A 23226-nucleotide genomic window follows, 5' to 3' on the forward strand; every position below is an offset into this window, starting at 1 on the left:
TCCTCCTTTTAAAGGCTACTCATATATTTGTACATCTTTTAATGGTGGGGAATATACGTGAAATGTTATTGCTGTTGAATCTGTAGCGTTATACATTTTATGCACAGTATCTTTTTTTACTGTGAAAATATTTCCCTCTGTAAACTCTTCAATCCGCTCGCTATTATTTTCGTACGTTATATTTTGTAGCGTACCATTGACTATTAGTATACATCCTACAGATATTCCGTGATCGTGCACAAAAGTCTTTGCTTTACTGGGGAAATTTAATACTAAAATCTCTACAAATTCAGACTGATAGATAACGTTCCTTCCGTATTCAAGATTAACTGGTGAAGTAATAAAAGGAGATATTTTATGAAGTGAAATATTTAATGATTGAATAACGTGTATTAAATTGACCGTATCGTAGTTACATAGGTTATTAAACGTTTTTTGTATGTTATGAATCAATTGCATGTAAAACTTCCTCCTAAGCATGTACAGTAAAAGAAAACCTAATCTAATATTATATAGTGAGTATTGAATTACATAATATTGTATTGAAACATTTCCAAAAAGTGACTTCTTTTACTTAGGAAGTTTATTCAATTTGAAAATTGTGGTAATTTGTTCCGTTAAAATGATATGCTTGAACTATATATTTTTTATCCCGTTAAATCCCGACTGGTGAGGGCTGATAATCAGTGAAGGATGAACAAAACCCCCACTGATTAAAGTTTCACTTTATTGGAAAGGTGATGAAATAAATGGCAGTTCTTTTAGTGGAAAATCTATATCAAATGTCTATTGTTTTACTGATTTTATGTTCATTTTGTTTTTATAGATATTTAAAGAAAATAAAAAGGGAAAGAAAGCTTACAGGTTTTGAAATTACGATGTATATCGTGACACAACTTGCGTATTTCATTTGGGCGGCAACAACTTTTCTTAAAATGTTATCAGAATAGTAATTTTAAAGTATTAGACGCTGAACAGAAATGTACAGGAGCATTAAAGGTATAAACTTGGGCAAGGGTAATTTATCATCTATTAGGTAAATAAATTTAGTCGAAATCTAGATGGATAACAATATTACTTATAACATCTTTATAAAAAGAGAGGATATAAATGGAACAATATAAGTTAATTGTAAAAGGGCCTAAACAACTTGAGTGGGAAACAAATGAAATTAAGGACATACAGGACGATGAAATTATCGTTAAAACAATCGCAGGAGCGATAAGCATTGGGGCCGAGTTACCACAGTATAATGGATCCGATGTTACAGATACGCATCCTTTTTATCCAAGAAAAACTGGATATGAAAGTTATGGTGAAGTGATTCAAGTTGGTAATAAAGTAACACATGTAAACGTAGGCGATAAAGTAGTTTCTTTTTATGGACATGAAACGATAGGGATAGTTAAGGGTTATAAAGTAATTCGAGTGCCTAGTTCTATACAACCTAAAGTTGCTTTATTATCTATTCTTTCGTGTGATGCCGCTAAAGGAGTATTGAAACTAAACCCGCGACAGGATGAAAAAGTACTTATAACTGGAATGGGAGTTATTGGTTTACTCGCTTGTTATTTCTTAAAATACTATGTAGGTGTTGAGCACGTGGATGTTGTTGAGCCTAATAAAAATAGAAGAGATTTCGCAAAGAATTTTGGTGCGAAAAACATATATGATTCAGAAGAGAAAATAATAGAAACATATAATTATGGTTTCGAATGTTCTGCTACAAATAGTGGGTTCCATACTTTGCAAAAAGCTCTTAAAACTAATAGTGAAATATGTATACTGTCTGATGGTAATATAGAAGAACTAACATTAATTGCTAACTTTTATCAGAAAGAATTGCAAATCATTGGATTAAGTGACGGATACGATTATCAAAAGCATGCAGATTGGTTTTTTAAAGAAATAGGAAAAACACCATTTATAGAAGAGATCTTTCAACATGAAATACATTATACTTCACTCATAGAATGCTTTGATGAATTGAGTTTAGGGATAATTAAACCATTAAAAGTATATGTTTCATATGAATAACGAAAAAATAAGCAAATATTTGTCACATACCTTACAAATGTTTCGTCACATTTATGATTACTAAATGAGGAGGAACATATATGAAAATATTTGTAGCAGGTGCAACTGGTGTAATAGGACGTTCTTTATTGCCAATGTTAATAAAAAATGGGCATATAGTTTTTGCGATGATCCGTAATACTTCGCAAGTAGAAGCAATGAAAAAGGTTGGTGCTATACCAGTAATAGCTGATGTATTTAATAGAAAGGCTGTATTTTCTGTATTAGAAGAAACAAATCCCGATGTAGTTATTCATCAATTAACGTCATTATCTTTATGGGATTTTGAGGATAATGCAAAAATTAGAACAAAAGGCACTCGTAACCTTGTCGATGCCGCTAAAAATGTAGGGGTACAGAAAATAATCGCTCAAAGTATTTCATGGGCGTATGAACCAGGGGATACATTTGCGACTGAAAAAAACTCACTACATATTACTGCTTCTATGCCTCGGCAAGTCACTGTTAATGGCATATTGAAATTAGAAAAAGCTGTTACTGAGTTACCTGAATCGGTTATACTTCGTTACGGCACATTATACGGACCAGGAACGTGGTATGCGGAAAACGGATTAATAGCAAATCAAGTTCGTAATAATGAAATTATCGCATCAGATGGGATAAGCTCGTTTATACATGTTGAAGATGCTGCAAGAGCTACTATGCTAGCTCTTAATTGGCCTTCAGGAATCGTAAATATTGTAGATAATTATCCAGCAACTAGTAAAGAATGGTTACCAATATATGCAGCAGCGATAGGGGCACCTCAGCCTAAAGTTCAAGATGGGAAAAATAGTTGGGAAAGAGGAGCTTCCAATAATAAGGCACGTAAAGAGTATGGTTGGATACCTTTATTTCCATCATGGTCTGAAGGATTTAACAACTTAATAGGTAAGTAAAACACACCTTTAATGGGAATGATAGTAAAATACACCATTAAAGGATTGGGTTATTATGAATATAATTTGGGAAAGTATTATATTAACTCTTACTGGAATAATTGTTTTGAAAATGACAGGTAGTACATCTGTCAGCCAAATGACAAGAGCTGAAATCATTATAGTTGTATCAATTGGCCGTATTATTGTAGAACCTGTATTAAGTAGAAAAGTAGTCCCATCTATATTCGCGGCTATCATATTTGCAAGCATATTACTTATCATTCATTTCTTTGAATTGAAATTAAGGAAGGTGGAACAATTTTTAAATGGAAGTAGCATTATAATTGTTGAAAACGGAGAGATTGTAAAAGAGAATTTGATGCAGGCAAAAATGTCGGAACAACAACTTTATATGCAATTAAGAGAAAAAGGAATTCATGATTTGAAGATTTTACAAAAAGTTACAGCTGAACCGAATGGTCGTATTGGTTATCAATTAATAAAAAAAGCACAACCAATAACTTTAGAAATGTTAGAAAAAGTATTAGATCGGTACAATATAAAAAGATAATTTCTCGTGAGAAAAAGCCAATACTACAATAAAAATATTGGCTGTTTTTTTATTTTCAATAAACGTAAAGATTAATAAAATAGGGTAGATTTTTCACCAATCTTTATATTAGATATAGGCTTATTATTATGCTATATTCAATGGAGCTACGATAACTAAGGTAAGTGGTATGAATAGAAGAAAAAACTGTATAGCAAATACAAAAATGCTTTTAATTTGATACTGAAAATGGATTGAAAATAAGGAGATAGATACATAATGGAATTTTGGGAATCAAGTTTTATTGAAAAACAAACGATGTGGGGATTTGAACCTACAGAATCTGCAATTTTGACAAAAGATTTTTTTCTTGAAAAGAACGTTAAGGATATATTAGTTCCGGGTATTGGATATGGAAGAAATGCAAATGTTTTTATCGATAATGGTATAAATGTAACAGGTATTGAAATTTCAAAAACAGCCATTAATTTAGCAATGCAAAATGGCCTAGAAGATATTAGTATCTATCACGGTTCGGTAAATGAGATGCCTTTTGATAACAAATCATATGATGGTATATATAGTCATGCACTTCTACATTTGTTGAATAAGCAGGAGAGAGAGCAATTTATTAAAGATTGTTATAATCAGCTAAAACCAGGTGGATATATGGTTTTCACAACTGTTTCTCAAAAAGCTCCAATGTTTGGCAAGGGAAAACAGTTGGATAAAGACTATTTCGAAATAATGGAAGGAGTAAAAATGTTCTTCTATAATTCTGAATCTATAAAACGAGATTTTAATAAATATGGACTAGTACAAGTTTCTGAAATTGATGAACCAAATAAGCACATGGAAAATAAGCCTTCAATCAATTTCTTAATGATAAAATGCCAGAAGGAACTATAAATAAAAGTTTTTAAATATTTCTAAAGATGTTTATATATTGATCATGCACAAATAAAAAGGACAAGCATATAGTATAAATACCTCTTAACTTTAAGTAACCTTAACTTTCGTTAATAGGGTATCTCAAAATCCCCGAAAAGAGCACTTGCGGAAACAAGTGCTCTTTTATTTGGAATTTTACACCATAAATATTGCATAAAATGTTAAACTGAAAAGAACACTCGTTTTAATTAAGAGTGTAGCATATGAATGGAGTGTTATTGAATGCAAACAAGAAAAGCCTATCTATATGTATTTGACACGATGTCTGATTGGGAGTACGGACATTTAATTGCTGAACTTAATACAGGAAGATATTTCAAAAAAGATGTAGCGTCTTTTAAAGTAGTCACAGTTGGAATAAATAGAGAAACGATTATTTCAATGGGAGGCTTGAATATAAAGCCGGATATTTCCCTAGATGAATGTATCCTTGAAAGTAACGATTTATTAATTTTACCTGGAGGGAATACTTGGAGTGAAGAAATACATAAACCTATTTTGAAAACAGTTGGTGAAGCTTTAAAACTTGGTACAATTGTAGCGGCAATTTGCGGTGCAACTATAGGTCTTGCAAATTACGGTTACTTGGATTCTATAAATCACACAAGTAATAGTTTAGAGTATATGAAAATGGTTTGTCCTACTTATAAAGGAGAAAATTTTTATGAAGTGGGACCTGTAGCGTCTAATAGAAACCTTATTACTGCATCGGGTGTAGCGCCTCTAGAATTTGCAATGGAAGTACTGAAAAAATTAGATGTATTTGCGCCGGATACACTTCATTCATGGTATAAATTGAATGAGACTCATGAAGCAGAATATTTCTTCCAGTTAATGAATTCAATTAATAGCTGAGTAGTATTTCGAATGAAAAGTATATTTTAGATGATGCGAAAACTAATAACAAAATAATTTTATGAAAATAAAAGGTAAGGGTATTCCTATGAATATATGAGGAAATATCCTTACTTTTTATAGTATTATTTCTGAACGACAAATGTAATGGCATTTGTTTTTAATTGAATGTGTCTTTCATTTCGAACAATATCATAAGCTAATTCTTTTATTTCAACTTTTACTTCTTTCCATCCTTTATAAATACTTTTTAATAGGCGTATCATTTCTTCAGTGGAGAGATTAATTTCAATTAAAGCATCTAATTCTTCATGCGTTATTGAATCAATTTCTTGTATGTTAGAGTTAATAATTAAACAATTAATACCGCCGTTTTTTGTACCTTTTTTCATAGAATGGAGCACGTTTGTTAAATCTTCTTCTGATCTGACATGCTCTAAACTTGATACTGCAACGATATAGTCATAAGTATTAGGTCTAATATGATAGTTTTCAATTGCTGCTTCTTCTGTTTTTATAACCTCGAATACATCATGTTCTTTGCTATAAATTTGTAGCTTTGTTAAAGCGGAATCAAGTAAATCAACACATGTAACCGTGCCGCTAGCATTTTTTATTTTTTGTGCAATTGGAATGCTATTTCTACCGACGCCAGAGCCAAGGTCAAGTACTTGCAAGTTGTTTTGTCCGTCAAAGTGGTTCATCAAGTCCATAACCGTTTTAACTGGTTTGAAAAGCCAAGAGCCAGCTTCAAACAGTTTATATTGTTCATAGCAAAGATCGTAATAGTTCTTTTCTTCTTGTCTTATGTAATCGATACGGTTCATCTTGTTTCAGCTCCAATATTTTTATTGCAAAATGAATAGGTGGGGCAGCCTTTAACATTTGTTTGAATTCGAAAAATACCACCAGCATGTGGATACTCTTTTAATTCGTCATCCGTCATTCTTGTTCTGGCTGTTGTAACATATAAATCAGTTAAGTTAGGCCCACCAAATGTACATGATGTTACATATAACGCAGGAATTGGAATACTTAATATTTGTTCTCCAGTAGAGGGATTCCATCTAGTTATTTTTGAACCTCCCCAATGTGCAATCCATAAACAACCTTCTTCGTCAATTGTCATACCATCAGGTAGACCATCATTTTCAGAGAAAATGATTACATCACTTGGATTATGAATGTCTCCAGTACGTATATTATATTGATAGCGAACCACTTTTTTAGTAGGTGTATCTATAAAGTAAAAGTATGTATGATCAGGTGACCAAGCGATTCCGTTTGAAGTATTTACGTGTGAAACTTTTTTCTCTACACTCAAATTATTATGTAAACAATATAAGGAACCTGCAGCATTCATACCGTATGTATCTGTAGTACCTGCCCAGAAACGACCAGCTGGATCACATTTTCCATCATTGAAACGATTTTCTATTAAATGAGGTTCGGGGTCAAAAATATGTGTCAGTTTTTCTGTATTTACATTAATAGAATAAAAGCCGTTTTCCATAGCTAAGAGTAGTACATCCTCTAAATATGGAACAACACAGCCGATTTGTTGATTGAGAGCGATTACTCGGTTCGTATTGGTAGTAGGATTATATATGCATAATTTTTTCTCCATAATATCAACCCAATATAAAAGTTGCTTTTTTTCATTCCAACATGGTCCTTCAGCTAAACTTGCTTTAACATTTAAAACTAAGTCTATATTACTGAACAAGATGTTCACCTCGCGTTATAAGATATTAATATAATTCGATAAGAATAGAGGTAAACCTTTTAGTCAGAGGATATTATGATTTGTGCTCTAGAAAACTAATCTTCTCAAGTGATTAAAAGGTTTATAAACACGGAGAGGAAAATGCATATGATGTTTTATGAAATTGTTTGCTTTTCTTGTAAGAATATATTTCGTGTTTACGAAGGTAGTGAAAAATATAAGCGATTTAAAGAGAAACCAAAAGAGGCATATTGTTGTGATGAGTGTAGCCACAAAATTCAATTAGAAGCGATAAAGAATTTTTTTAGATAATTTTACGATTTCGATTCGGAAAAGTTTGACAATAAAAGTGTTATAAATTATCATATTAAAAAACTAATATTTAAGGCATAGAAGAGAAGAGTAGTTAAGAAAGAATACGTACAGAGAGCTCTGGTAGCTGAGAAAGAGCGGTATATATCTTAATGAAAAAAGACTTGGAGCTGCGCAAGGAACTAATTTATTTAGGGGTGGTGCGACGGGTTCTCCCGTTATAGAGATAGGGTATAAGCATATTTTGCCGTACCTGAAGAGGTTAATATGGTGACATATTAACAAACTGAGGTGGTACCGCGAAGCTAACAACTCTCGTCCTCAAGATGAATAATCTTGGGGGTGGGAGTTTTTTTGTTGCATAAAACTAGAAATGAGAAACAAAAAAATAATTGAGGTGAGTAATATATGCATTGGGCGTATGAAGTAGCACATGAATTAATTAGGAAACATCCAAATAAAGAAATGTTTGTTTGTGCATCTGGAATTAGTCCGTCAGGTTCTGTTCATATTGGGAACTTTCGTGAAATCGTAACGACTTATTTCGTAGTAAGAGCACTTCAAGATTTAGGGAAAAAGACTCGTTTTATATTTTCGTGGGATGATTATGATAGGTTTAGAAAAGTTCCAAAAAATATTGATCCATCTTTTGCAAAGTATATTGGTATGCCATACTGTGATATTCCAGATCCGTATGGACGTCATAACTCGTATGCGGAGCATTTTGAAAAAGAGTTTGAAAAATCGCTTCAAGCATTTGGAATTGAAGTAGAATTTATTTATCAACATGATGAATATAGAAGTGGAAGGTATAATGAAAATATTTTAGAGGCTTTGTATAAACGAAAAGAAATATATGATATTTTAATGGATTTTAAAACTGGAGAGTGTAGTGAAGAAAAGCGAGAGAGCTTTTATCCAGCTACATTATATTGTGAGAGATGCGGAAAAGATACAACAATTATTACACATTTTGATGAAGTATTAAAAACAGTGCGGTATGAATGTGAATGCGGAAATGAAAAAGAGTTATCCGTATTAAATACAAATAAAATGAAACTAAACTGGAAAATCGATTGGCCGATGAGATGGATGATAGAGGATGTTATTTTTGAACCGGGCGGTAGAGATCATTCATCAGAAACGGGTAGTTATAATGTATCAAAAGAAATTGCAAGGAAAATATTCAATCGAGAAGCGCCTCATTATGTTTCTTACGATTTTATTGGTATTAAAGGGAATCATGAAAAAATGTCTAGTTCTTCAGGGAATAGTATTACACCAAGCAATTTATTGAAAGTGTATATACCAGAAGTAATTCTCTTTATGTTTGCAAAATACAAACCAGGCGCTGCTTTTCATATTGGGTTGGATGAAGATGTGATTCACAATTATACAGAATATGAACGATTGAAAGATAGTTATAAAAATAAAACGCTCAAAAATGAAGATTTATTTAATGCAATTAAACTATCTATAGTTGATAGCGTGTTTAAAAACTATCCAAAATTTAATCAAGTAGCAGGAACGTTACCATTATTAAATTTTGATTCAACTATTTTACAGGGGATATTAAAGAAAATAGATAGGAGCTATGCATTAGATGAAATGAGAGCGATAAATAATCGCGCAGAGTATTGGATAAGAAACTTTCAATCTGAAAAATTAATCGCGGTAAATGAGGAGAAAAATGCAGAGTTTTACTACACATTAGATGAAAGGCAGAAAGAATGGCTAGTAGAAGTTTGTAAAATACTTCGTTCTAATAAAGATTACTCTAACTTAATGGAGCAATTATATGCGATTTGTCATCATGAAAATAAAAAAATAATGAAAGAAAATCAAAAACAATTATTCACTATTATATATAAGCTCATTATGAATCAATCAAATGGTCCTCGTATACCATTATTAATACATGTAGTAGGCATAGAAAAATTCATCACACTATTAGATTTCTAAAACACAGTTAAAAGCAACGCAAGTACCAAACTTTCTAAGTACTTGCGTTGCAAATTTTACTATCGTGAATACATTTTCGGACATTCATCACCACTTGGTTCATAAAAACAATGGCTTTTAAACTGTCCTACAAATGGCTGGTTATACCATTCAGGTGGACAAGCTCCAACTGGACGGAAATACCAAAGAGCCCATCGTGCAGGCCAGCGCCATTGACCTTGTAAAACTTTTCGTGCGATTTCTTTTTCTGATTCACGAGCGCGTTGATAGAAATATCCATATTGTATTGCTTCAAATCCGCCGGGGCTTTGATATACAGCGTCGCGTACGGTACGGAGTTGTTTAAAATCTAAGCAATCACAAAATACACGGTTTACTACAACGCATCCAACTAGCTCCTCACCTTGGCGACCTTCGCCTTCAGCTTCAGCACGAATTAAACGAGCTAGTAAATCAACATCACTTTCGTTGTATGGAATAAGGGGCATAGTGATACCACCTTTCTGTTATAGTAAAGAGTGTATGTTATAAAACAATCTGCGTGCTTTTTTACATAAAAATAACATTTAATTTTAAGAGGAGCTTGTATAAAAAAAGCTAATTAGTAATAGTAGATAAATATAAAAGGGAGAGGTATTATGTATCGAATTCATAAAGACCATATCATTTACTCAATGTCACCAGAAAATAAGCCGTGTATGGAAGTAGAAATTGGGAGCAGTCTTGTATTTGAAACATATGATTGCTTTGAAAATCAAATCGATTCTGAAGATGTTGTGTTACAAGAATTAGATTGGAACCGAATTAATCCAGCGACTGGACCTGTATATGTTAAAGGAGCAGAACCTGGCGATATATTAGTCGTAACGATTGAAAAAATTGAAATTGCAGAGCAGGGCGTTTTAACTACAGGTGCAAACCTTGGTGTAATGGGTGATGAGTTAAATGAAAATACAGTGAAAATTGTCCCAATACATAATGAATATGTTTTGTTTTCAAGTGAACTACAAATCCCGATTAATCCAATGATTGGGGTAATTGGTACTGCACCGAAAGAAGAGAGCATTTCATGTGGCACACCGCATGATCACGGCGGGAATATGGACTGTAAAGAAATTAAAGAAGGAACAACATTACTACTACCAGTTAATGTCCCAGGAGCACTATTAGCATTAGGTGATTTACACGCAGCAATGGGTGATGGTGAAATTGGTGTTAGTGGTGTAGAGGTTGCTGGTGAGGTAACGGTAACAGTTCAAATTATAAAAGGAAAACAATGGCCATTACCAATGGCTATTCAAAAAGAAAAAATGATGACGATTGCTTCAGAGAAATTGTTAGATGATGCAGCAAATCGTGCTGTACGTAATATGGTGACATTTTTACATGAAGAATTAGCAATGTCTAAAGCTGATGCAACGCTTTTATTATCGGCAGCAGGTAATTTAAAAGTTTGCCAAGTTGTGGATCCGCTGAAAACAGCGCGTATGGAACTAGGAATGGATTATGTGGAGAAACTAGGATTTACTTTTAGTAAATTTCATATTAAATAGATAAGGGACGAAAAAGGATACTTTTGTATAAAAGCCTCCTTTTTTTAATTTACGGATTTTGTGAAAAGAGGTAGTATTTATTTGATATAAGTATATTTGAGATTGTGGATTAAAAAGGAGTTCAATAATGGTCAAAATTATGATTGTAGAAGACGATATGAAAATTGCAGAACTATTATCGACACATGTTGCGAAATATGGTTATCAAGGAGTTATTGTATCGGACTTTCAAAATGTATTAAACATTTTTTTAGAAGAACAACCAGAGTTAGTTTTATTAGATATTAATTTACCGAGTTTTGATGGGTACTTTTGGTGTCGTCAAATTCGGGGAGTTTCAACATGTCCGATACTATTCATTTCGGCCCGTGAAGGCACGATGGATCAAGTTATGGCGTTAGAAAACGGTGGCGATGATTTTATTCCGAAGCCTTTTCATTATGAAGTTGTAGTGGCGAAAATTCGTAGTCATTTAAGACGTGCATATGGAGATTATGCACCGAAACTAGAAGAGCGAATGATTGAGCAACAAGGTCTTTGTTTATATCCTGAAAGACTTGTATTGAAACTTAGAAATGACGAGATTGATATAACGAGAAACGAAGCTATTTTATTAGAGACATTAATGAAAAATTATCCGCGTGTTGTGAGTAGAGAAGTGTTACTTAATAAATTATGGGATAGTGAATCTTATGTTGATGATAATACATTAAGTGTAAATACAACACGTGTGCGTAAAAAGTTACAAACGTTACATATAGAAGGTGCGATTGAAACGATTCGTAGTGTTGGATATAGATTGCATATTACTTGGGATACTGGTATAGAAAAATGATAAGGTTGTTTATACGTGATCATATACCACTTATTTGCTTTACCATAATTCAACTACTAGCTATATTTCTCGTATATTGGTTTGATGGGCATAATCATATTACAACGGCGTTATATGCAATGTTTCTAGGTGTTTTCTTTATGGGAAGTTATTTAGTGTTTCGTTATTTTACACATCGTTCTTTTTATGAGCGCCTAGCAAACCCGATGCAATCTTTGGATGAATCTGTTCAAAAATCTGATTTTGCAGCTGTATCGGCTGCTCTTCAAGAACTACTTGAGGTGCAATATAGACATTATCAAAATCAGCTGCAAATGCAAGAGAGAAAAAATAATGACCATTTAACCTTTATGAATCAGTGGATCCATCAAATGAAAACACCTTTATCTGTAATAGAATTAATTACACAGGATGAAGTAGATTCACGTTTTGAAAGTATAAATGAGGAAACTGATCGATTAAAAAAGGGATTAGAAATGGCTCTGTATGTCGCACGTTTAGAAGCGTTTACACAAGACTTTTATGTAGAAAGGGTACAACTACATAAAATAGTGAATGATTCGGTACATGAACATAAACGATTCTTTATCCGGAATTTTGTATATCCAGAGCTTGAAATTGATAAGGACATTACTGTAGAAAGTGATGTGAAATGGTTACAATTTTTAATCGGACAAATACTATCGAATGCGATTAAGTATTCATCAGGTAGTAGAGAAAAGATTAAAGTGAAAGCTTGTAAGGAAGATAATACCGTTATACTTGAAATTGCTGATAATGGCGTAGGTATACCGAAGCAAGATTTACCAAGAGTATTCAAACCTTTCTTTACAGGAGAAAACGGTAGAGATTTTAAAGAATCAACAGGAATGGGGCTATATCTTGTATATGAAATTACAAAACAATTAGGGCATAGTGTAGAGATTCATTCAGAAGTTGGTAAAGGTACCGTTGTACGAATTAAATTTTTTAATGTGTAGATAATTGATCTAGGCTAAAGAACTTTGGAGATAAGTTTTTTTAGCCTTATTTTATAGCAATTATATGAAATAGTAAAAGGTCATCTTAATATATATAATGACACGTTAATAAATACGGGTGTTAAATTAGAAGGATTTAATAATAAATTGATAAATAGATCTTGTAAGAAAAAAGCTACCCCTTTGAAAGAGGTAGCTGTATGTATCCATCCTATGAATGAGTGTATTAACATGAATAAGTATAATGTTCAAATTCGTGATATTTTTTGTGGATTATAATAGAATTAGTCTTTTATTTTTTCATGATACAGTATTGTAATTAAACAAACAAACTTAATAATTTATATCCAATTAATCCTAAAATAGTGATAGGAACCATCATTAAGAAAGAAGAAATTCGATTAGCATTAGAGCGTTCTAATACAAGAATCAAGATAATCCCGACTATGACTTCGGTATATCCAACAGGTAACATGTGACTATAGTGTTCAAAATTTAAAAGAATGTGAAGTCCATCCGTTACAAAAACGCCACTTAAAAGTGCGCTTCCGAATTTATGAAGTGGATTTGTAGTATCTTTCCATAGAAAACCTGCAATTCCAAAGATAGTTCCTCCTATACATGCACATACAATCCATACAGATATAAAATAAATAGAGTGAGCTACATTTTTAATAACTATTGCATAACCATAGTAGCCTAATACCATACCGAGTAGTGCAAGGATACCAGAAAGTATAGCTGAACGCTTAGAATAACTAAAGCTAGCCACAAAAAAGGATGGAACTAACCAAACGCTTCCTAGATTAGCTAATGAATTCCAGTGTCCAGGAAGTATACTTTGCCCCAATTTAGTTAGTATACCAACAATAATCCCTACTATAATCGGGATGAGAAAAATCCTTAAAAACATATTTAACTTTGTGATTTTTAATGTCCTGTCCATAAATTCAATCCTTACATTATTATTTTCTGTAAAGATATAATAGCTTATCACAAGGGAATAATCAATAAAAATTTATCGAAAAACAATAAGTTGTTATTGGGTAACGAATAACATTTTGTTTTTATATAAAATTTATATAAGAGAGAGTGCTTAGAAGTTTACTACTGGGGAAATCTAAAGGACGTATTACAATCAATGTAATTTGTGCTTGTTCAATATGAAGCTAAGAAATGATAAATAAGCCTAAAAGAAAGCGATCTTTTTAACAGCACAAATAATTGCATTTACTCATACAGTACTAGTATGGTACAATATGGTTATTAATGACGGAAAGGAATGATGGGTGGACGATGATTAACTAATCTTATTTTTAAATGTTGAAATGAAATAAATTTCAATTTATAAAAATTAGGATTAGTCTGCCCAATTCCAAACAACGGTATTGCTATTTGATTTGCGTAATAGCTTATTTGGGTATAAATAATGTAACGACTAATCCTGCCAAAATTACTTTGGGAGGATTTTTTTGTTCTCCCTTAATGAAAGGGATCGGTAATATGAAAGAAATTTTAAAATTAAATGATGTTTACGTTGAAATAATGGAAAATACTTTGTTAGAAAAAATGAATGTAGCAGTGAAACAAGGGGATGTTATCGGATTAATTGGTAAAAATGGTGCTGGTAAATCAACGTTACTTCAATTAATAAATGGAAAGATTGAGCCTTCAAAAGGGATTGTTGAATGGCAGCAAATGAATATGACAACCGCATATGTTGAGCAAGAAATAGAATCTTTTATTAGTAATGATGTGATTTCGCAAGAAGCAGAACTTCTTGCGAAATGGGGCGTGCCAACGAACGATTTTCATACTTTAAGTGGTGGTGAAAAGCTGAAAATTCGATTAGCAAAAGGATTTGCTGAAAATCCTAATGTCTTAATATTAGACGAACCGACAAATCATTTAGATGAGATCAGTACGGGATTTCTCATTAAACAAATAAAAAAGATGAAAGGTACTGTTATTGTTGTATCGCATGACCGATATTTTTTAGATGTTGTCGCAACAAAAATATGGTCAATTGAGGACAAAAAATTAATTGAGCATAGTGGTAATTATACGAGCTACATGAAAGTACGTGAGCAAAGAAGGAAGTCGCAGCAACGTGAATATGAAAAGCAGCAAAAAAAGATAGAACAAGTAGAAACACATATAAAAGAATTGAGTTCATGGTCACAAAAGGCACACGCGCAGTCTACAAAACAAGAAGGTGTGAAAGAATTCTATCGTGTAAAAGCGAAGCGAATGGATGCACAAGTGAAGTCAAAACGAAAACGACTTGAAAAAGAGCTGGAGAAAGCGAAAGTAGAACGTGTGAAAGAAGAGTATTCAGTTGAGTTTTCTATTCAAGCGAACAAAAAAGTAGGAAAACGTTTTTTAGAAGTGAAGCAATTAAAAAAAGACTTTCATGGGAAAGTATTATTTGAAAACGTTAATTTTACAATTCAGCACGGTGAGAAAGTTGCGATTGTTGGACCAAACGGTAGTGGGAAAACAACATTACTGAAGATGATTATGGGAACGGAAACTGCTGAAGGAGAAATATGGATTTCACCATCTGCGAACATCGGCTATTTAACACAAGAAGTTTTTGATTTACCGCTTGATAAAACACCAGAAAATTTATTTTTTAAAGAGACGTTTGAAGAAAGAGGAAAAGTCCAAAATTTAATGAAACATTTAGGGTTCCAAGCTTCTCAATGGAAAGAGCCGATTGAGCATATGAGTATGGGAGAAAGAGTAAAATGTAAGCTAATGGCTTATATTTTAGATGAAAAAGATGTACTCATTTTAGACGAACCGACGAATCACTTGGATCTACCTTCACGTGAACAACTTGAAAATACATTAGCTGAGTATAACGGAACATTAGTAATTGTATCTCACGATCGATATTTTCTGGAGAAAACAACTAACACAAAACTCGTGTTTTCAAACAATACGATACAAAAGCAGCTAGAAGAACCTACGAAAACAAGAGATGATATTGAAGAGCTACGTTTAACGTTAGAAACAGAGAGACAAGAAGTATTAGGAAAATTAAGCTTTTTAACTTCTAACGACAAAGAATATAAAGAACTTGATGAACGATTTATAGAACTTACGAAGCAGATTAAGACGCTATAACGTAAGTAAGGGGGATTAATATGGGAGAAGAGAGTTTGACTAAGTTATTTAGAATAGATTGTGGAGATATATACTTGCAAGAGTTTATGGTCAAAGATGCAGAGAGTATTTATAAAATAGCAAATCAACCGGAAATAGAAAAGTTTTTACCAGACTGGAAATCAACAAAAGAACAAAGGATGGATTGGATTGCAAATTACGAAATACCAGCAAACCAAGCATTTCTTGAGGCAGTGAAAACTACGAATAACATAGATAATCGTATGTTAAAGCTAGGAATATTTAAGAAAGCTACAAATGAATGCATTGGATGGTGCTGCACAGGCATGAAAGAAGAACTTCCTTCACCAAACAGAGAGATAATGTATGCTATCTCAAATGAACATCAAAATCATGGCTATGCTACAAAAGCGACTAAAGGTTTAATTGACTATTTGTTTAAAGAAACAAATTTAAATGTCCTCAACGCAATTGCTTTAATTAACAATGTACCATCAAATAAAGTTATTAAAAATTGCAGGTTTACTTATTTGAGTGAACAGAAGATAGAAGATCAAATATATAATCATTATGTATTGAGTAAATCTGAATGGATAAAAAATATTTCTCTGTAAAAGGAATTAAAACGAAATCATAAAAAAGCTTAGAGCTAAAACTCTAAGCTTTTTTATATTCATTTTATCCCGCATTAACGGGCAGTAAAACCCCCACTGATTAAAGTTTCACTTTATACCTGCTGACATAAGAAAGGTACAATTGTAATGACTTCTTGAAGGAATTGCTTTTCAACAAAATAGGGAAATCAAGCTGTACATGGGATATCCAGTTGAAAATCATTTATGAAAAGGTGATTGGAATATTTTGTCGAATTTATGTATCAATGATAATACAAATTTCTTACTCAAATCATTCTACAAATCAATTACTTAAAAAATGGAAGGGAAAAGAAAAGTGGGCGGTATAAAGAAGCATTTAGTCTTAGTCAACAAAAATTGCTGGTAAGTCTATTAAAGAGCTACATATAAAACTTACGGTTGAGTGCTAGTAGATTAAATCTTTAAGCCAGGAATTAGTTTAAATGAGGGAGGGGAACACATATTATAATTCGGTTTCGTCACTTGCCACAAATAAGTATGGATTTTTCAGAATGGACTCCTTTTATACAGAATAATTGGTACCGAAAACATTATATGAAGTTTGTATATTTACTTCAGATAATCATTTTTATAATACCTTATTTTTTTGAAACAGGTTTCACTCATATTAATATATTTTATCTTATCATAATAGGTATCTTAGTCTTCATCATTCACGAATGTCTACACATTTTAGTAATAAGTAAAAAAGGGGATATTAGCTTAACATTTAGTAAAAGATTTTTTTGGTTAAATACAAATGCAGTCTTATCTAAAACAAGATTTTGGATCTTTATGAGCTTGCCTATTATTGTATTATCAGTAGTTCCTGCCATGATCTCATTCTTTGTATCAGGAAATATTAAATCTATTTTATTATATATATGTTGGATAAACACATTCATTTCCGCCTCAGATATTTACAATTCGTTTTTGATTGCAATGAAACCGAAGCGCTCATTTTTTTGCAGAGGTTATTATAAAGTGAAATAGTATTTAATAGGTGACTCAAATATGCTTCAACTACATACAACAGTTAAAATATAATATTTGAAAGTAAAAAGACCGATAAAAAAATCGGTCTTTTCATATTAATAAAATAAAGATTAGAAAATAGCATTGTAATTCAAACCAATATGCAAATATTATAAGATAGATATACTTTGTTTATAGATTGAAAATAGGTTTGTTATCAGTTTTTTTAGAAATCTTACAAGCGTGTAAGATAAATGAAAGATGAATCAATATGAGCTGTAAGACAATTCATTTACACTCTATAGTGAGCAGTGGAAATGAAGGGAGAATATAAATGGAAATTTTGCAGGCAAATAGTATTAGTAAAGTATATAAAGGGAAAGTACCTTATAAAGCATTAGTAGATATTGATTTATCAATTCAAGAAGGTGAATTTGTAGGAATTATGGGCCCGTCAGGTAGTGGGAAAACAACGTTATTAAATATGGTATCTACTATTGATTCTCCATCATCGGGAGAAATATTTATTAATGGCACAAATCCTTTTCAATTATCATCAGAAGAATTAGCGTTATTCCGCAGAAAACAATTAGGATTTGTATTTCAATCATTTAATCTTCTTAGCACACTTACTGTAAAAGAAAACATCGTATTGCCGATGACTTTAGATGGTGTTTCCGTCCGAGAAATGAATAAACGAGTGGAAGAGATTGCAGAGAAGTTAAACATTACTGATATATTGAGTAAAAGAACGTTTGAAATATCAGGGGGACAAGCTCAAAGAACAGCAATCGCTCGCGCAATCGTTCATAAGCCGCAATTATTACTTGCAGATGAACCTACAGGGAATTTAGATTCTAAATCTTCAAATGATGTAATGGAGATGCTTGATACTCTAAATAAAGAAGAAAAAGCTACGATGATGTTAGTTACTCATGATCCGTATGCAGCGAGTTTTTGCAGCCGAGTAATCTTTATTAAAGATGGTCAACTATATAACGAAATTTATTGTGGTGAAAGCAGACAAGCCTTTTATCAAAAGATTATGGATGTTCTTTCTTTGTTAGGAGGGAAAAGGCATGACTTTTCGTCAGTTCGCATTTAATAATATTTTTCGTAATAAGCGTACATATGCAGGTCATTTTTTAAGTAGTGCATTTTCAATTATGATTTTCTTTACGTATGCACTTTTATTATTTCATCCTGATCTACAAGGGGAGTTGAAATCGACAAGTACAACAATCAGTGCATTTGGTACATTAGGATTTAAAGTTTCACAAGGGTTGATATTTGTATTTTCATTTTTCTTCATTTTATATTCAGTTAGTTCATTTTTAAAAATGCGTAAGAAAGAATTTGGCATTTTAATGATGCAAGGTATGTCAATGAGACAGCTTAAAAAGTTATTGTTAATTGAAAATATGTTAATTGGTTTTGGTTCAATATGTATAGGTATTCTTATTGGACTCATATTTTCTAAACTAGTTTTATTAATAAGCGCAAGTGTATTAATGATTAGTAACGGCTTGCCTTTTTATATACCAGTACAGGCTGTATTATTAACAATCATTACATTTCTGTTCTTATTTTTAATTGTTTCGCTAGTAACATTTAAAATGATAAAAGTTACAGAGCTTGTGGAACTGATTCAAGCAGGAGAAAAGCCAAAACCTGAACCAAAATCGTCAATTTTATTATCAATTTTTTCTTTATTTAGTATAGGGTATGGCTATATTTTAGTATTTCGCTTTATCCCAAATCATAGTTTTATTGTGCTAGGAATAGGAGTATTCCTGGTGATTATTGGAACGTACTTTTTATATACACAGTGTAGCGTTTATATATTGCATCTTGCTAAAAGGAGAGAAACTTTCTTTTTAAAGAGAACAAATATACTAACATTTTCAGAATTAATTTATCGTATGAAAGATAATGCAACGATGTTTTTTATAGTATCTATTATTTCAGCAGTTGCTTTTACAGCAATTGGCACGACAGCTGCTCTTGGAAATAAAGATTTAGTAAGGATGACGAATCCGTATACATTACTATACATGGCTCCTGAAAACAACAAAATAGCGGATAAACATCTCTCTATTATAAAAAACCATCTGGCTGATGCTAATATTCCGTATCGAATGGCTTCATCTTCATATATATATACAGAAAGTAATGTATATGTAATGAAATTAAGTGAATATAACGAACTTGCGAGAGCGCTAGGGTATCAACAAGAAACGATTGAAAAAGAAGATGAAATGTTATTAATTCCTGGAATGGTATCACAAAAACAAGAATTTAAAAATGGTGATTATAAGAAGAATATTGAAGTCATTCAAGGCGATTGGACAAAGACATTTCATGTAAAAAAAACTGTCGATAATTTAGTTTTACCTCATGATACGGAAGGAATATATATTGCTATTCAAGATCATGTATATGATGGAATTCCACTGAATAGTGGTCCAGATAATGAAGATATTATTCAATATCGTACTTACGGATTTGTTGTAGATGATTGGATAAAAACGAAAGAGGTTTCAAACCAATTAAATAATATATTTAATCAAGATCCTAGAGATATACATTTTGAATTTAGAGCTCTAACTATAGAGTTGTTAAGTGCAAAACAAACGAATGGATTATTACTTATGGCTAGTGTTTTAGTCGGAATTGTTTTCTTCACATTTGCTGCTAGTTTTATTTATTTTCGATTATATACTGATTTGGACCGCGATCAACAGCAGTATAAAATGATTTCGAAAATGGGGTTAAGTAAACGGGAGTTAAAGAAAGTCGTAACGAGACAGTTATTATTAATGTTTTTCTTACCGATTGTCGTTGCAGTAATACATACTGTAGTCGCTTATATGGCATTACAACAATTAGTCGATTTTTCTATTCTAAATAGCTCTATCGTCATTTTAATTTCATTTATGTGTATACAAGTTTTATATTTCTTTATAACTCGTTGGCGTTATTTACAAAAGCTTTATAAAACGATGGAACAGTAGAGAATATGAGCAAGTATGCTTGCAGAAAAGCATGTATAAACCAATTTGAGTTATGAAAGGAACTGTGATGAAAAAACAATTATCTATTTTCATATTAAGTATATTAGTGTTATTAAGTGTAGGTGCATGCTCTAAAAATGAAAACAGATTTCCAGCTAACGGTGTATTAATCATTGGAGATGAGAATCATACTGGAGCAATTATGAATCGTTATAAGGAAAACACGAAAGAACAGGAAGCTTTTGCAGTGAAAACAGGTAGATTCGACCAAAAAAGGGTTCTGATAATAAATGAATCTACTGCACAAGAGATGATGAATGCAAAGATTTTTCGTAAACGTGATCAATCATCCCTTTCTAAAACGTTAGATACGTTGCCGGATTTTCCAAAAGAAAGTTCCCTATTATTTATAAATGAAGAAGAAAAGAATATAAAAAGTATTGATATAGAAGGAAGCAAGATACCTGTTACATATGGTAATGATGCTTGGCTTGGCAATAAACGTGACTATGGAGCACTATGGTATATTATTGTGGCGAGAAATAGTGTGTATAAAGAAATAAGGGCAACTGAAACGAATATGCAACTTCTACACTTGAAAAAGTCATTAGGTGATGAAAACCCTAAAATATCGACAGATAATACGTTGATTAATGAAAAAGTAAAAGTAAGAAAGTTAATTGAAGGTTTTAAAGGGGAAGGATCAGTTCAGTTTGTAACGATTGGAGGCAAATCTTAAAAAAGAGTTCAAAGTTGATAATGGTTCTATCAACTTTGAACTCTTTTTAGTTTATCCCACTATTTGTGAGGAGTGGTGCTTGTCTTATAAAACATTCATATAACAAGATTACATTACTTCATTTAATCGAGTATCACTCGTTTCCTCAATCCCATTTGAATTTTGAACTGAATTATTTTGGGCTTCTTTTTCTTTACGAGCCTTTTGTAGCATTTCAAGGATGATCCATAAAGGAACGCCTTTATCCTTTAACATCTTCCATAAATCTAATTCATTAAATTTATGCTCAGGCTGTTTCATTTCTTTTTCAGATGAACGAATATCAAACTTGATAGGATCATTTACTTTCGTACTTTCAAGTTTAGTAGAAGAGATAGTATTATGCTCAAGAGTAGATGGAGTTATTTTAGTAGGTTGAGATAATGTATGAATATTTGATCCGATTTGCATGCTTTTTCCTCCTTTTTGAAGCAATGAGATTAGTTTTCTTATGGTTTTTAAATTTTTTTAACATGAGGAAACTATATCTAATTATAAATTCAAATAAACAGATTTACAAGTTATATTGTAAAAAGTAAATGTTCACTTGAATTAATATTTATCAACATTTGTATGTGTTTTCTATATATACAACGTATATAAAATACTTTACATTATGTTTAAGTTGTTAAATTATTCTGTTAATTTTTCAAAAAGAAAAATGTAAACGTTTTATTAGGGGGAGAAAGTATGGGGAAGTTATTTTTAAAAATATGTTTTTTCGCATTAGTGACCGTATGTTCATTCGCAGCGAAAATATCATACGCTGAAGAAAGGCAACAAAATAATTATCCTATCATATTGGTGAATGGATTTGCTGGATGGGGTAGGGAAGAAATGCTGGGCGTAAAATATTGGGGTGGTGTTCATGATATACAGGAAGATTTGAAACGAAATGGTTATACGGTACATACCGCTGCTGTTGGACCTGTTTCTAGTAACTGGGATCGTGCATGTGAATTGTATGCACAAATTAACGGTGGGACAGTAGACTATGGTGCCGTACATGCTGAGAAACATGGACATAATCGTTTTGGCAGAACTTATAGTGGTTTTGCACCGAATTGGACTGAAACAAATAAAGTTCATTTAGTTGGACATAGCATGGGTGGACAAACGATTAGAACATTAGTACAGCTATTAAAAGAAGGTAGTTTTGAAGAAAAGAATTATGTGAAAAATCACCCAAACACCAAAATATCACCACTATTTGAAGGCGGAAAATCATATGTTCATAGTGTTACAACATTAGCAACCCCTCACAACGGTACAACACTTGCGGATGGGAGTCTTCTGCTACCGTTCGTTAAAGATTTACTCATTACAACTGCAAGCTTCGGAGGAAACAATAATTTATCGTTATATGATTTCAAATTGGATCAATGGGGTATAAAGAAGAATGCTGGAGAGTCCTTTTTCCAATATAGTAATCGTATTCTAAATAGTTCACTTTGGAAAAATACAAAAGATATAAGTCAATGGGATTTAAGTACAGATGGTGCAAAGGAGTTAAATAATTGGGTAAAGACACAACCGGATGTGTATTACTTATCCTATAGTGGACATGCATCACAAGCAGCACCTATAACAGGTTTACATTTACCTCATATAACGATGAATAAAGTGTTGATGGGGAATGCGTTTTTCTTAGGTTCTTATGCGAGATATGAAGAAAACCGTCCGTTAGTTGATACTTCTTGGTGGCAAAATGATGGTGTAGTAAATACAAATTCCATGATTGCACCATCTTCTAATGTTGCTGTAAATAATAATGAGTCATTACAGGTTGGAAAATGGAATCATATCGAAACGAAAGCGAATTGGGACCATCTCGACATGGTAGGGTTAAGTGTTTCAGACTCGTTAGGTTTTTCTAGCATTCAAGAGTTTTATAGAACAATTGCTGAAAAGCTATCACGTTTACCGAAATAGGTAATAATAAAGCGCTCTCGATGGAATTCGAGAGCGCTTTATATTATATTGAAAGAGGGATTTGGTAGAAAAATATGGG

Annotated in this window: 24 protein-coding genes and 1 other annotated feature; of the genes, 18 read left to right on the forward strand and 6 right to left on the reverse strand. The window is 32.2% G+C overall.

What is annotated here, in order from left to right; genetic code table 11:
* Window positions 1-15 precede the first annotated feature (15 nt).
* Window positions 16-459 carry a cysteine dioxygenase gene (locus N2V79_RS12525; RefSeq protein ID WP_340719919.1) on the reverse strand — a complete coding sequence of 148 codons (444 nt, stop codon included), beginning with the start codon at window positions 457-459 and terminating at the stop codon, window positions 16-18.
* A gap of 290 nt (window positions 460-749) precedes the next feature.
* Here N2V79_RS12525 and N2V79_RS12530 point away from each other — a divergent pair, with 290 nt between their 5' ends.
* From N2V79_RS12530 to N2V79_RS12555, 6 genes are all read left to right on the forward strand, one after another.
* The gene (locus tag N2V79_RS12530; RefSeq protein WP_000279697.1) at window positions 750-950 is read left to right on the forward strand and encodes a hypothetical protein; all 201 of its coding nucleotides are present in this window, start codon (window positions 750-752) and stop codon (window positions 948-950) included.
* Window positions 951-1110: 160 nt separating this feature from the next.
* Window positions 1111-2037: an alcohol dehydrogenase catalytic domain-containing protein gene (locus N2V79_RS12535; protein WP_340719920.1), complete on the forward strand. Its 927-nt coding sequence runs from the start codon at window positions 1111-1113 to the stop codon at window positions 2035-2037.
* 80 nt (window positions 2038-2117) lie between these two features.
* Window positions 2118-2975: an NAD-dependent epimerase/dehydratase family protein gene (locus N2V79_RS12540; RefSeq protein WP_340719921.1), complete on the forward strand. Its 858-nt coding sequence runs from the start codon at window positions 2118-2120 to the stop codon at window positions 2973-2975.
* A 55-nt stretch (window positions 2976-3030) separates the two neighbouring features.
* The gene (locus tag N2V79_RS12545; RefSeq protein WP_197242441.1) at window positions 3031-3528 is read left to right on the forward strand and encodes a DUF421 domain-containing protein; all 498 of its coding nucleotides are present in this window, start codon (window positions 3031-3033) and stop codon (window positions 3526-3528) included.
* 258 nt (window positions 3529-3786) lie between these two features.
* Window positions 3787-4416 carry a class I SAM-dependent methyltransferase gene (locus N2V79_RS12550; protein ID WP_098127265.1) on the forward strand — a complete coding sequence of 210 codons (630 nt, stop codon included), beginning with the start codon at window positions 3787-3789 and terminating at the stop codon, window positions 4414-4416.
* A gap of 264 nt (window positions 4417-4680) precedes the next feature.
* Window positions 4681-5313, forward strand: coding sequence for a type 1 glutamine amidotransferase family protein (locus tag N2V79_RS12555; protein ID WP_098678495.1), 633 nt, complete (start codon window positions 4681-4683; stop codon window positions 5311-5313).
* Between the two features lie 125 nt (window positions 5314-5438).
* On the opposite strand, the gene N2V79_RS12560 is transcribed toward N2V79_RS12555, so the two are convergent.
* Both N2V79_RS12560 and N2V79_RS12565 read right to left on the reverse strand, forming a co-directional pair.
* Window positions 5439-6140, reverse strand: coding sequence for a class I SAM-dependent methyltransferase (locus N2V79_RS12560; RefSeq protein WP_340719922.1), 702 nt, complete (start codon window positions 6138-6140; stop codon window positions 5439-5441).
* Window positions 6137-7039 carry an SMP-30/gluconolactonase/LRE family protein gene (locus N2V79_RS12565; RefSeq protein ID WP_256424532.1) on the reverse strand — a complete coding sequence of 301 codons (903 nt, stop codon included), beginning with the start codon at window positions 7037-7039 and terminating at the stop codon, window positions 6137-6139. The genes N2V79_RS12560 and N2V79_RS12565 overlap by 4 nt, the downstream gene beginning before the upstream one ends.
* Before the next feature lie 141 nt (window positions 7040-7180).
* Between N2V79_RS12565 and N2V79_RS12570 the strand changes: the two genes are divergently transcribed.
* Together N2V79_RS12570 and lysS are read left to right on the forward strand one after the other, a co-directional pair.
* Window positions 7181-7351 carry a DUF2197 domain-containing protein gene (locus N2V79_RS12570; RefSeq protein WP_098678492.1) on the forward strand — a complete coding sequence of 57 codons (171 nt, stop codon included), beginning with the start codon at window positions 7181-7183 and terminating at the stop codon, window positions 7349-7351.
* Window positions 7352-7420: 69 nt separating this feature from the next.
* Window positions 7421-7677: a binding site (T-box leader), on the forward strand.
* A gap of 82 nt (window positions 7678-7759) precedes the next feature.
* Entirely contained in the window at window positions 7760-9313 is a 1554-nt protein-coding gene (lysS, locus tag N2V79_RS12575; RefSeq protein WP_340719923.1) for a lysine--tRNA ligase, read from the forward strand.
* Between the two features lie 59 nt (window positions 9314-9372).
* Here lysS and N2V79_RS12580 read toward each other — a convergent pair whose 3' ends face one another.
* A complete protein-coding gene (locus N2V79_RS12580) occupies window positions 9373-9801 on the reverse strand; it encodes a cell wall hydrolase (protein ID WP_197242448.1) in 429 nt (142 codons plus the stop codon).
* Window positions 9802-9951: 150 nt separating this feature from the next.
* Between N2V79_RS12580 and N2V79_RS12585 the strand changes: the two genes are divergently transcribed.
* The 3 genes from N2V79_RS12585 (at window position 9952) to N2V79_RS12595 (ending at window position 12681) form a co-directional block, all read left to right on the forward strand.
* Window positions 9952-10866, forward strand: coding sequence for an acetamidase/formamidase family protein (locus tag N2V79_RS12585; RefSeq protein ID WP_017656684.1), 915 nt, complete (start codon window positions 9952-9954; stop codon window positions 10864-10866).
* A 127-nt stretch (window positions 10867-10993) separates the two neighbouring features.
* Window positions 10994-11701, forward strand: a complete 708-nt coding sequence (locus N2V79_RS12590; protein ID WP_000238996.1) for a response regulator transcription factor — start codon at window positions 10994-10996, stop codon at window positions 11699-11701.
* Complete coding sequence (locus tag N2V79_RS12595; protein WP_053564412.1) at window positions 11698-12681, forward strand: sensor histidine kinase; 984 nt, start codon at window positions 11698-11700, stop codon at window positions 12679-12681. Before N2V79_RS12590 ends, N2V79_RS12595 begins: the two co-directional genes overlap by 4 nt.
* A 319-nt stretch (window positions 12682-13000) precedes the next feature.
* Here the strand turns inward: N2V79_RS12595 and N2V79_RS12600 are convergent, their stop codons facing one another.
* Window positions 13001-13627: a DUF6518 family protein gene (locus tag N2V79_RS12600; RefSeq protein ID WP_000376270.1), complete on the reverse strand. Its 627-nt coding sequence runs from the start codon at window positions 13625-13627 to the stop codon at window positions 13001-13003.
* A gap of 557 nt (window positions 13628-14184) precedes the next feature.
* On the opposite strand from N2V79_RS12600, the gene abc-f reads away from it, so the two are divergent.
* The 6 genes from abc-f (at window position 14185) to N2V79_RS12630 (ending at window position 21176) form a co-directional block, all read left to right on the forward strand.
* Window positions 14185-15813 (forward strand): ribosomal protection-like ABC-F family protein, encoded by a 1629-nt coding sequence (gene abc-f / locus N2V79_RS12605; RefSeq protein ID WP_340719924.1) that lies wholly within the window; start codon window positions 14185-14187, stop codon window positions 15811-15813.
* A gap of 20 nt (window positions 15814-15833) precedes the next feature.
* On the forward strand, window positions 15834-16427 hold the full coding sequence (locus N2V79_RS12610) for a GNAT family N-acetyltransferase (RefSeq protein WP_053564411.1): 594 nt from the start codon (window positions 15834-15836) through the stop codon (window positions 16425-16427).
* 519 nt (window positions 16428-16946) lie between these two features.
* A complete protein-coding gene (locus N2V79_RS12615) occupies window positions 16947-17441 on the forward strand; it encodes a DUF3267 domain-containing protein (RefSeq protein WP_256424546.1) in 495 nt (164 codons plus the stop codon).
* A 316-nt stretch (window positions 17442-17757) separates the two neighbouring features.
* Window positions 17758-18528, forward strand: a complete 771-nt coding sequence (locus N2V79_RS12620; RefSeq protein ID WP_053564410.1) for an ABC transporter ATP-binding protein — start codon at window positions 17758-17760, stop codon at window positions 18526-18528.
* Window positions 18503-20437 (forward strand): ABC transporter permease, encoded by a 1935-nt coding sequence (locus N2V79_RS12625; protein ID WP_069355630.1) that lies wholly within the window; start codon window positions 18503-18505, stop codon window positions 20435-20437. The genes N2V79_RS12620 and N2V79_RS12625 overlap by 26 nt, the downstream gene beginning before the upstream one ends.
* A 67-nt stretch (window positions 20438-20504) precedes the next feature.
* Window positions 20505-21176, forward strand: a complete 672-nt coding sequence (locus N2V79_RS12630) for a lipoprotein BA_5634 family protein (protein ID WP_053564408.1) — start codon at window positions 20505-20507, stop codon at window positions 21174-21176.
* A 108-nt stretch (window positions 21177-21284) separates the two neighbouring features.
* Here the strand turns inward: N2V79_RS12630 and N2V79_RS12635 are convergent, their stop codons facing one another.
* Window positions 21285-21626, reverse strand: coding sequence for a DUF3914 domain-containing protein (locus tag N2V79_RS12635; RefSeq protein ID WP_053564407.1), 342 nt, complete (start codon window positions 21624-21626; stop codon window positions 21285-21287).
* Between the two features lie 279 nt (window positions 21627-21905).
* On the opposite strand from N2V79_RS12635, the gene N2V79_RS12640 reads away from it, so the two are divergent.
* Window positions 21906-23147 (forward strand): esterase/lipase family protein, encoded by a 1242-nt coding sequence (locus tag N2V79_RS12640; protein WP_000517062.1) that lies wholly within the window; start codon window positions 21906-21908, stop codon window positions 23145-23147.
* The last annotated feature ends 79 nt before the right edge of the window (window positions 23148-23226 follow it).

This window comes from Bacillus sp. CH_70 (assembly GCF_038007045.1).
Taxonomy (GTDB): Bacteria; Bacillota; Bacilli; order Bacillales; family Bacillaceae_G; genus Bacillus_A; species Bacillus_A cereus.

Coding starts and splice junctions, on each gene's coding strand:
- N2V79_RS12525 (WP_340719919.1), bottom strand. CDS start 459: ATGCAATTGATTCATAACATACAAAAAACGTTTAATAACCTATGTAAC.
- N2V79_RS12530 (WP_000279697.1), top strand. CDS start 750: ATGGCAGTTCTTTTAGTGGAAAATCTATATCAAATGTCTATTGTTTTA.
- N2V79_RS12535 (WP_340719920.1), top strand. CDS start 1,111: ATGGAACAATATAAGTTAATTGTAAAAGGGCCTAAACAACTTGAGTGG.
- N2V79_RS12540 (WP_340719921.1), top strand. CDS start 2,118: ATGAAAATATTTGTAGCAGGTGCAACTGGTGTAATAGGACGTTCTTTA.
- N2V79_RS12545 (WP_197242441.1), top strand. CDS start 3,031: ATGAATATAATTTGGGAAAGTATTATATTAACTCTTACTGGAATAATT.
- N2V79_RS12550 (WP_098127265.1), top strand. CDS start 3,787: ATGGAATTTTGGGAATCAAGTTTTATTGAAAAACAAACGATGTGGGGA.
- N2V79_RS12555 (WP_098678495.1), top strand. CDS start 4,681: ATGCAAACAAGAAAAGCCTATCTATATGTATTTGACACGATGTCTGAT.
- N2V79_RS12560 (WP_340719922.1), bottom strand. CDS start 6,140: ATGAACCGTATCGATTACATAAGACAAGAAGAAAAGAACTATTACGAT.
- N2V79_RS12570 (WP_098678492.1), top strand. CDS start 7,181: ATGCATATGATGTTTTATGAAATTGTTTGCTTTTCTTGTAAGAATATA.
- lysS (WP_340719923.1), top strand. CDS start 7,760: ATGCATTGGGCGTATGAAGTAGCACATGAATTAATTAGGAAACATCCA.
- N2V79_RS12580 (WP_197242448.1), bottom strand. CDS start 9,801: ATGCCCCTTATTCCATACAACGAAAGTGATGTTGATTTACTAGCTCGT.
- N2V79_RS12585 (WP_017656684.1), top strand. CDS start 9,952: ATGTATCGAATTCATAAAGACCATATCATTTACTCAATGTCACCAGAA.
- N2V79_RS12590 (WP_000238996.1), top strand. CDS start 10,994: ATGGTCAAAATTATGATTGTAGAAGACGATATGAAAATTGCAGAACTA.
- N2V79_RS12595 (WP_053564412.1), top strand. CDS start 11,698: ATGATAAGGTTGTTTATACGTGATCATATACCACTTATTTGCTTTACC.
- N2V79_RS12600 (WP_000376270.1), bottom strand. CDS start 13,627: ATGGACAGGACATTAAAAATCACAAAGTTAAATATGTTTTTAAGGATT.
- abc-f (WP_340719924.1), top strand. CDS start 14,185: ATGAAAGAAATTTTAAAATTAAATGATGTTTACGTTGAAATAATGGAA.
- N2V79_RS12610 (WP_053564411.1), top strand. CDS start 15,834: ATGGGAGAAGAGAGTTTGACTAAGTTATTTAGAATAGATTGTGGAGAT.
- N2V79_RS12615 (WP_256424546.1), top strand. CDS start 16,947: ATGGATTTTTCAGAATGGACTCCTTTTATACAGAATAATTGGTACCGA.
- N2V79_RS12620 (WP_053564410.1), top strand. CDS start 17,758: ATGGAAATTTTGCAGGCAAATAGTATTAGTAAAGTATATAAAGGGAAA.
- N2V79_RS12625 (WP_069355630.1), top strand. CDS start 18,503: ATGACTTTTCGTCAGTTCGCATTTAATAATATTTTTCGTAATAAGCGT.
- N2V79_RS12630 (WP_053564408.1), top strand. CDS start 20,505: ATGAAAAAACAATTATCTATTTTCATATTAAGTATATTAGTGTTATTA.
- N2V79_RS12635 (WP_053564407.1), bottom strand. CDS start 21,626: ATGCAAATCGGATCAAATATTCATACATTATCTCAACCTACTAAAATA.
- N2V79_RS12640 (WP_000517062.1), top strand. CDS start 21,906: ATGGGGAAGTTATTTTTAAAAATATGTTTTTTCGCATTAGTGACCGTA.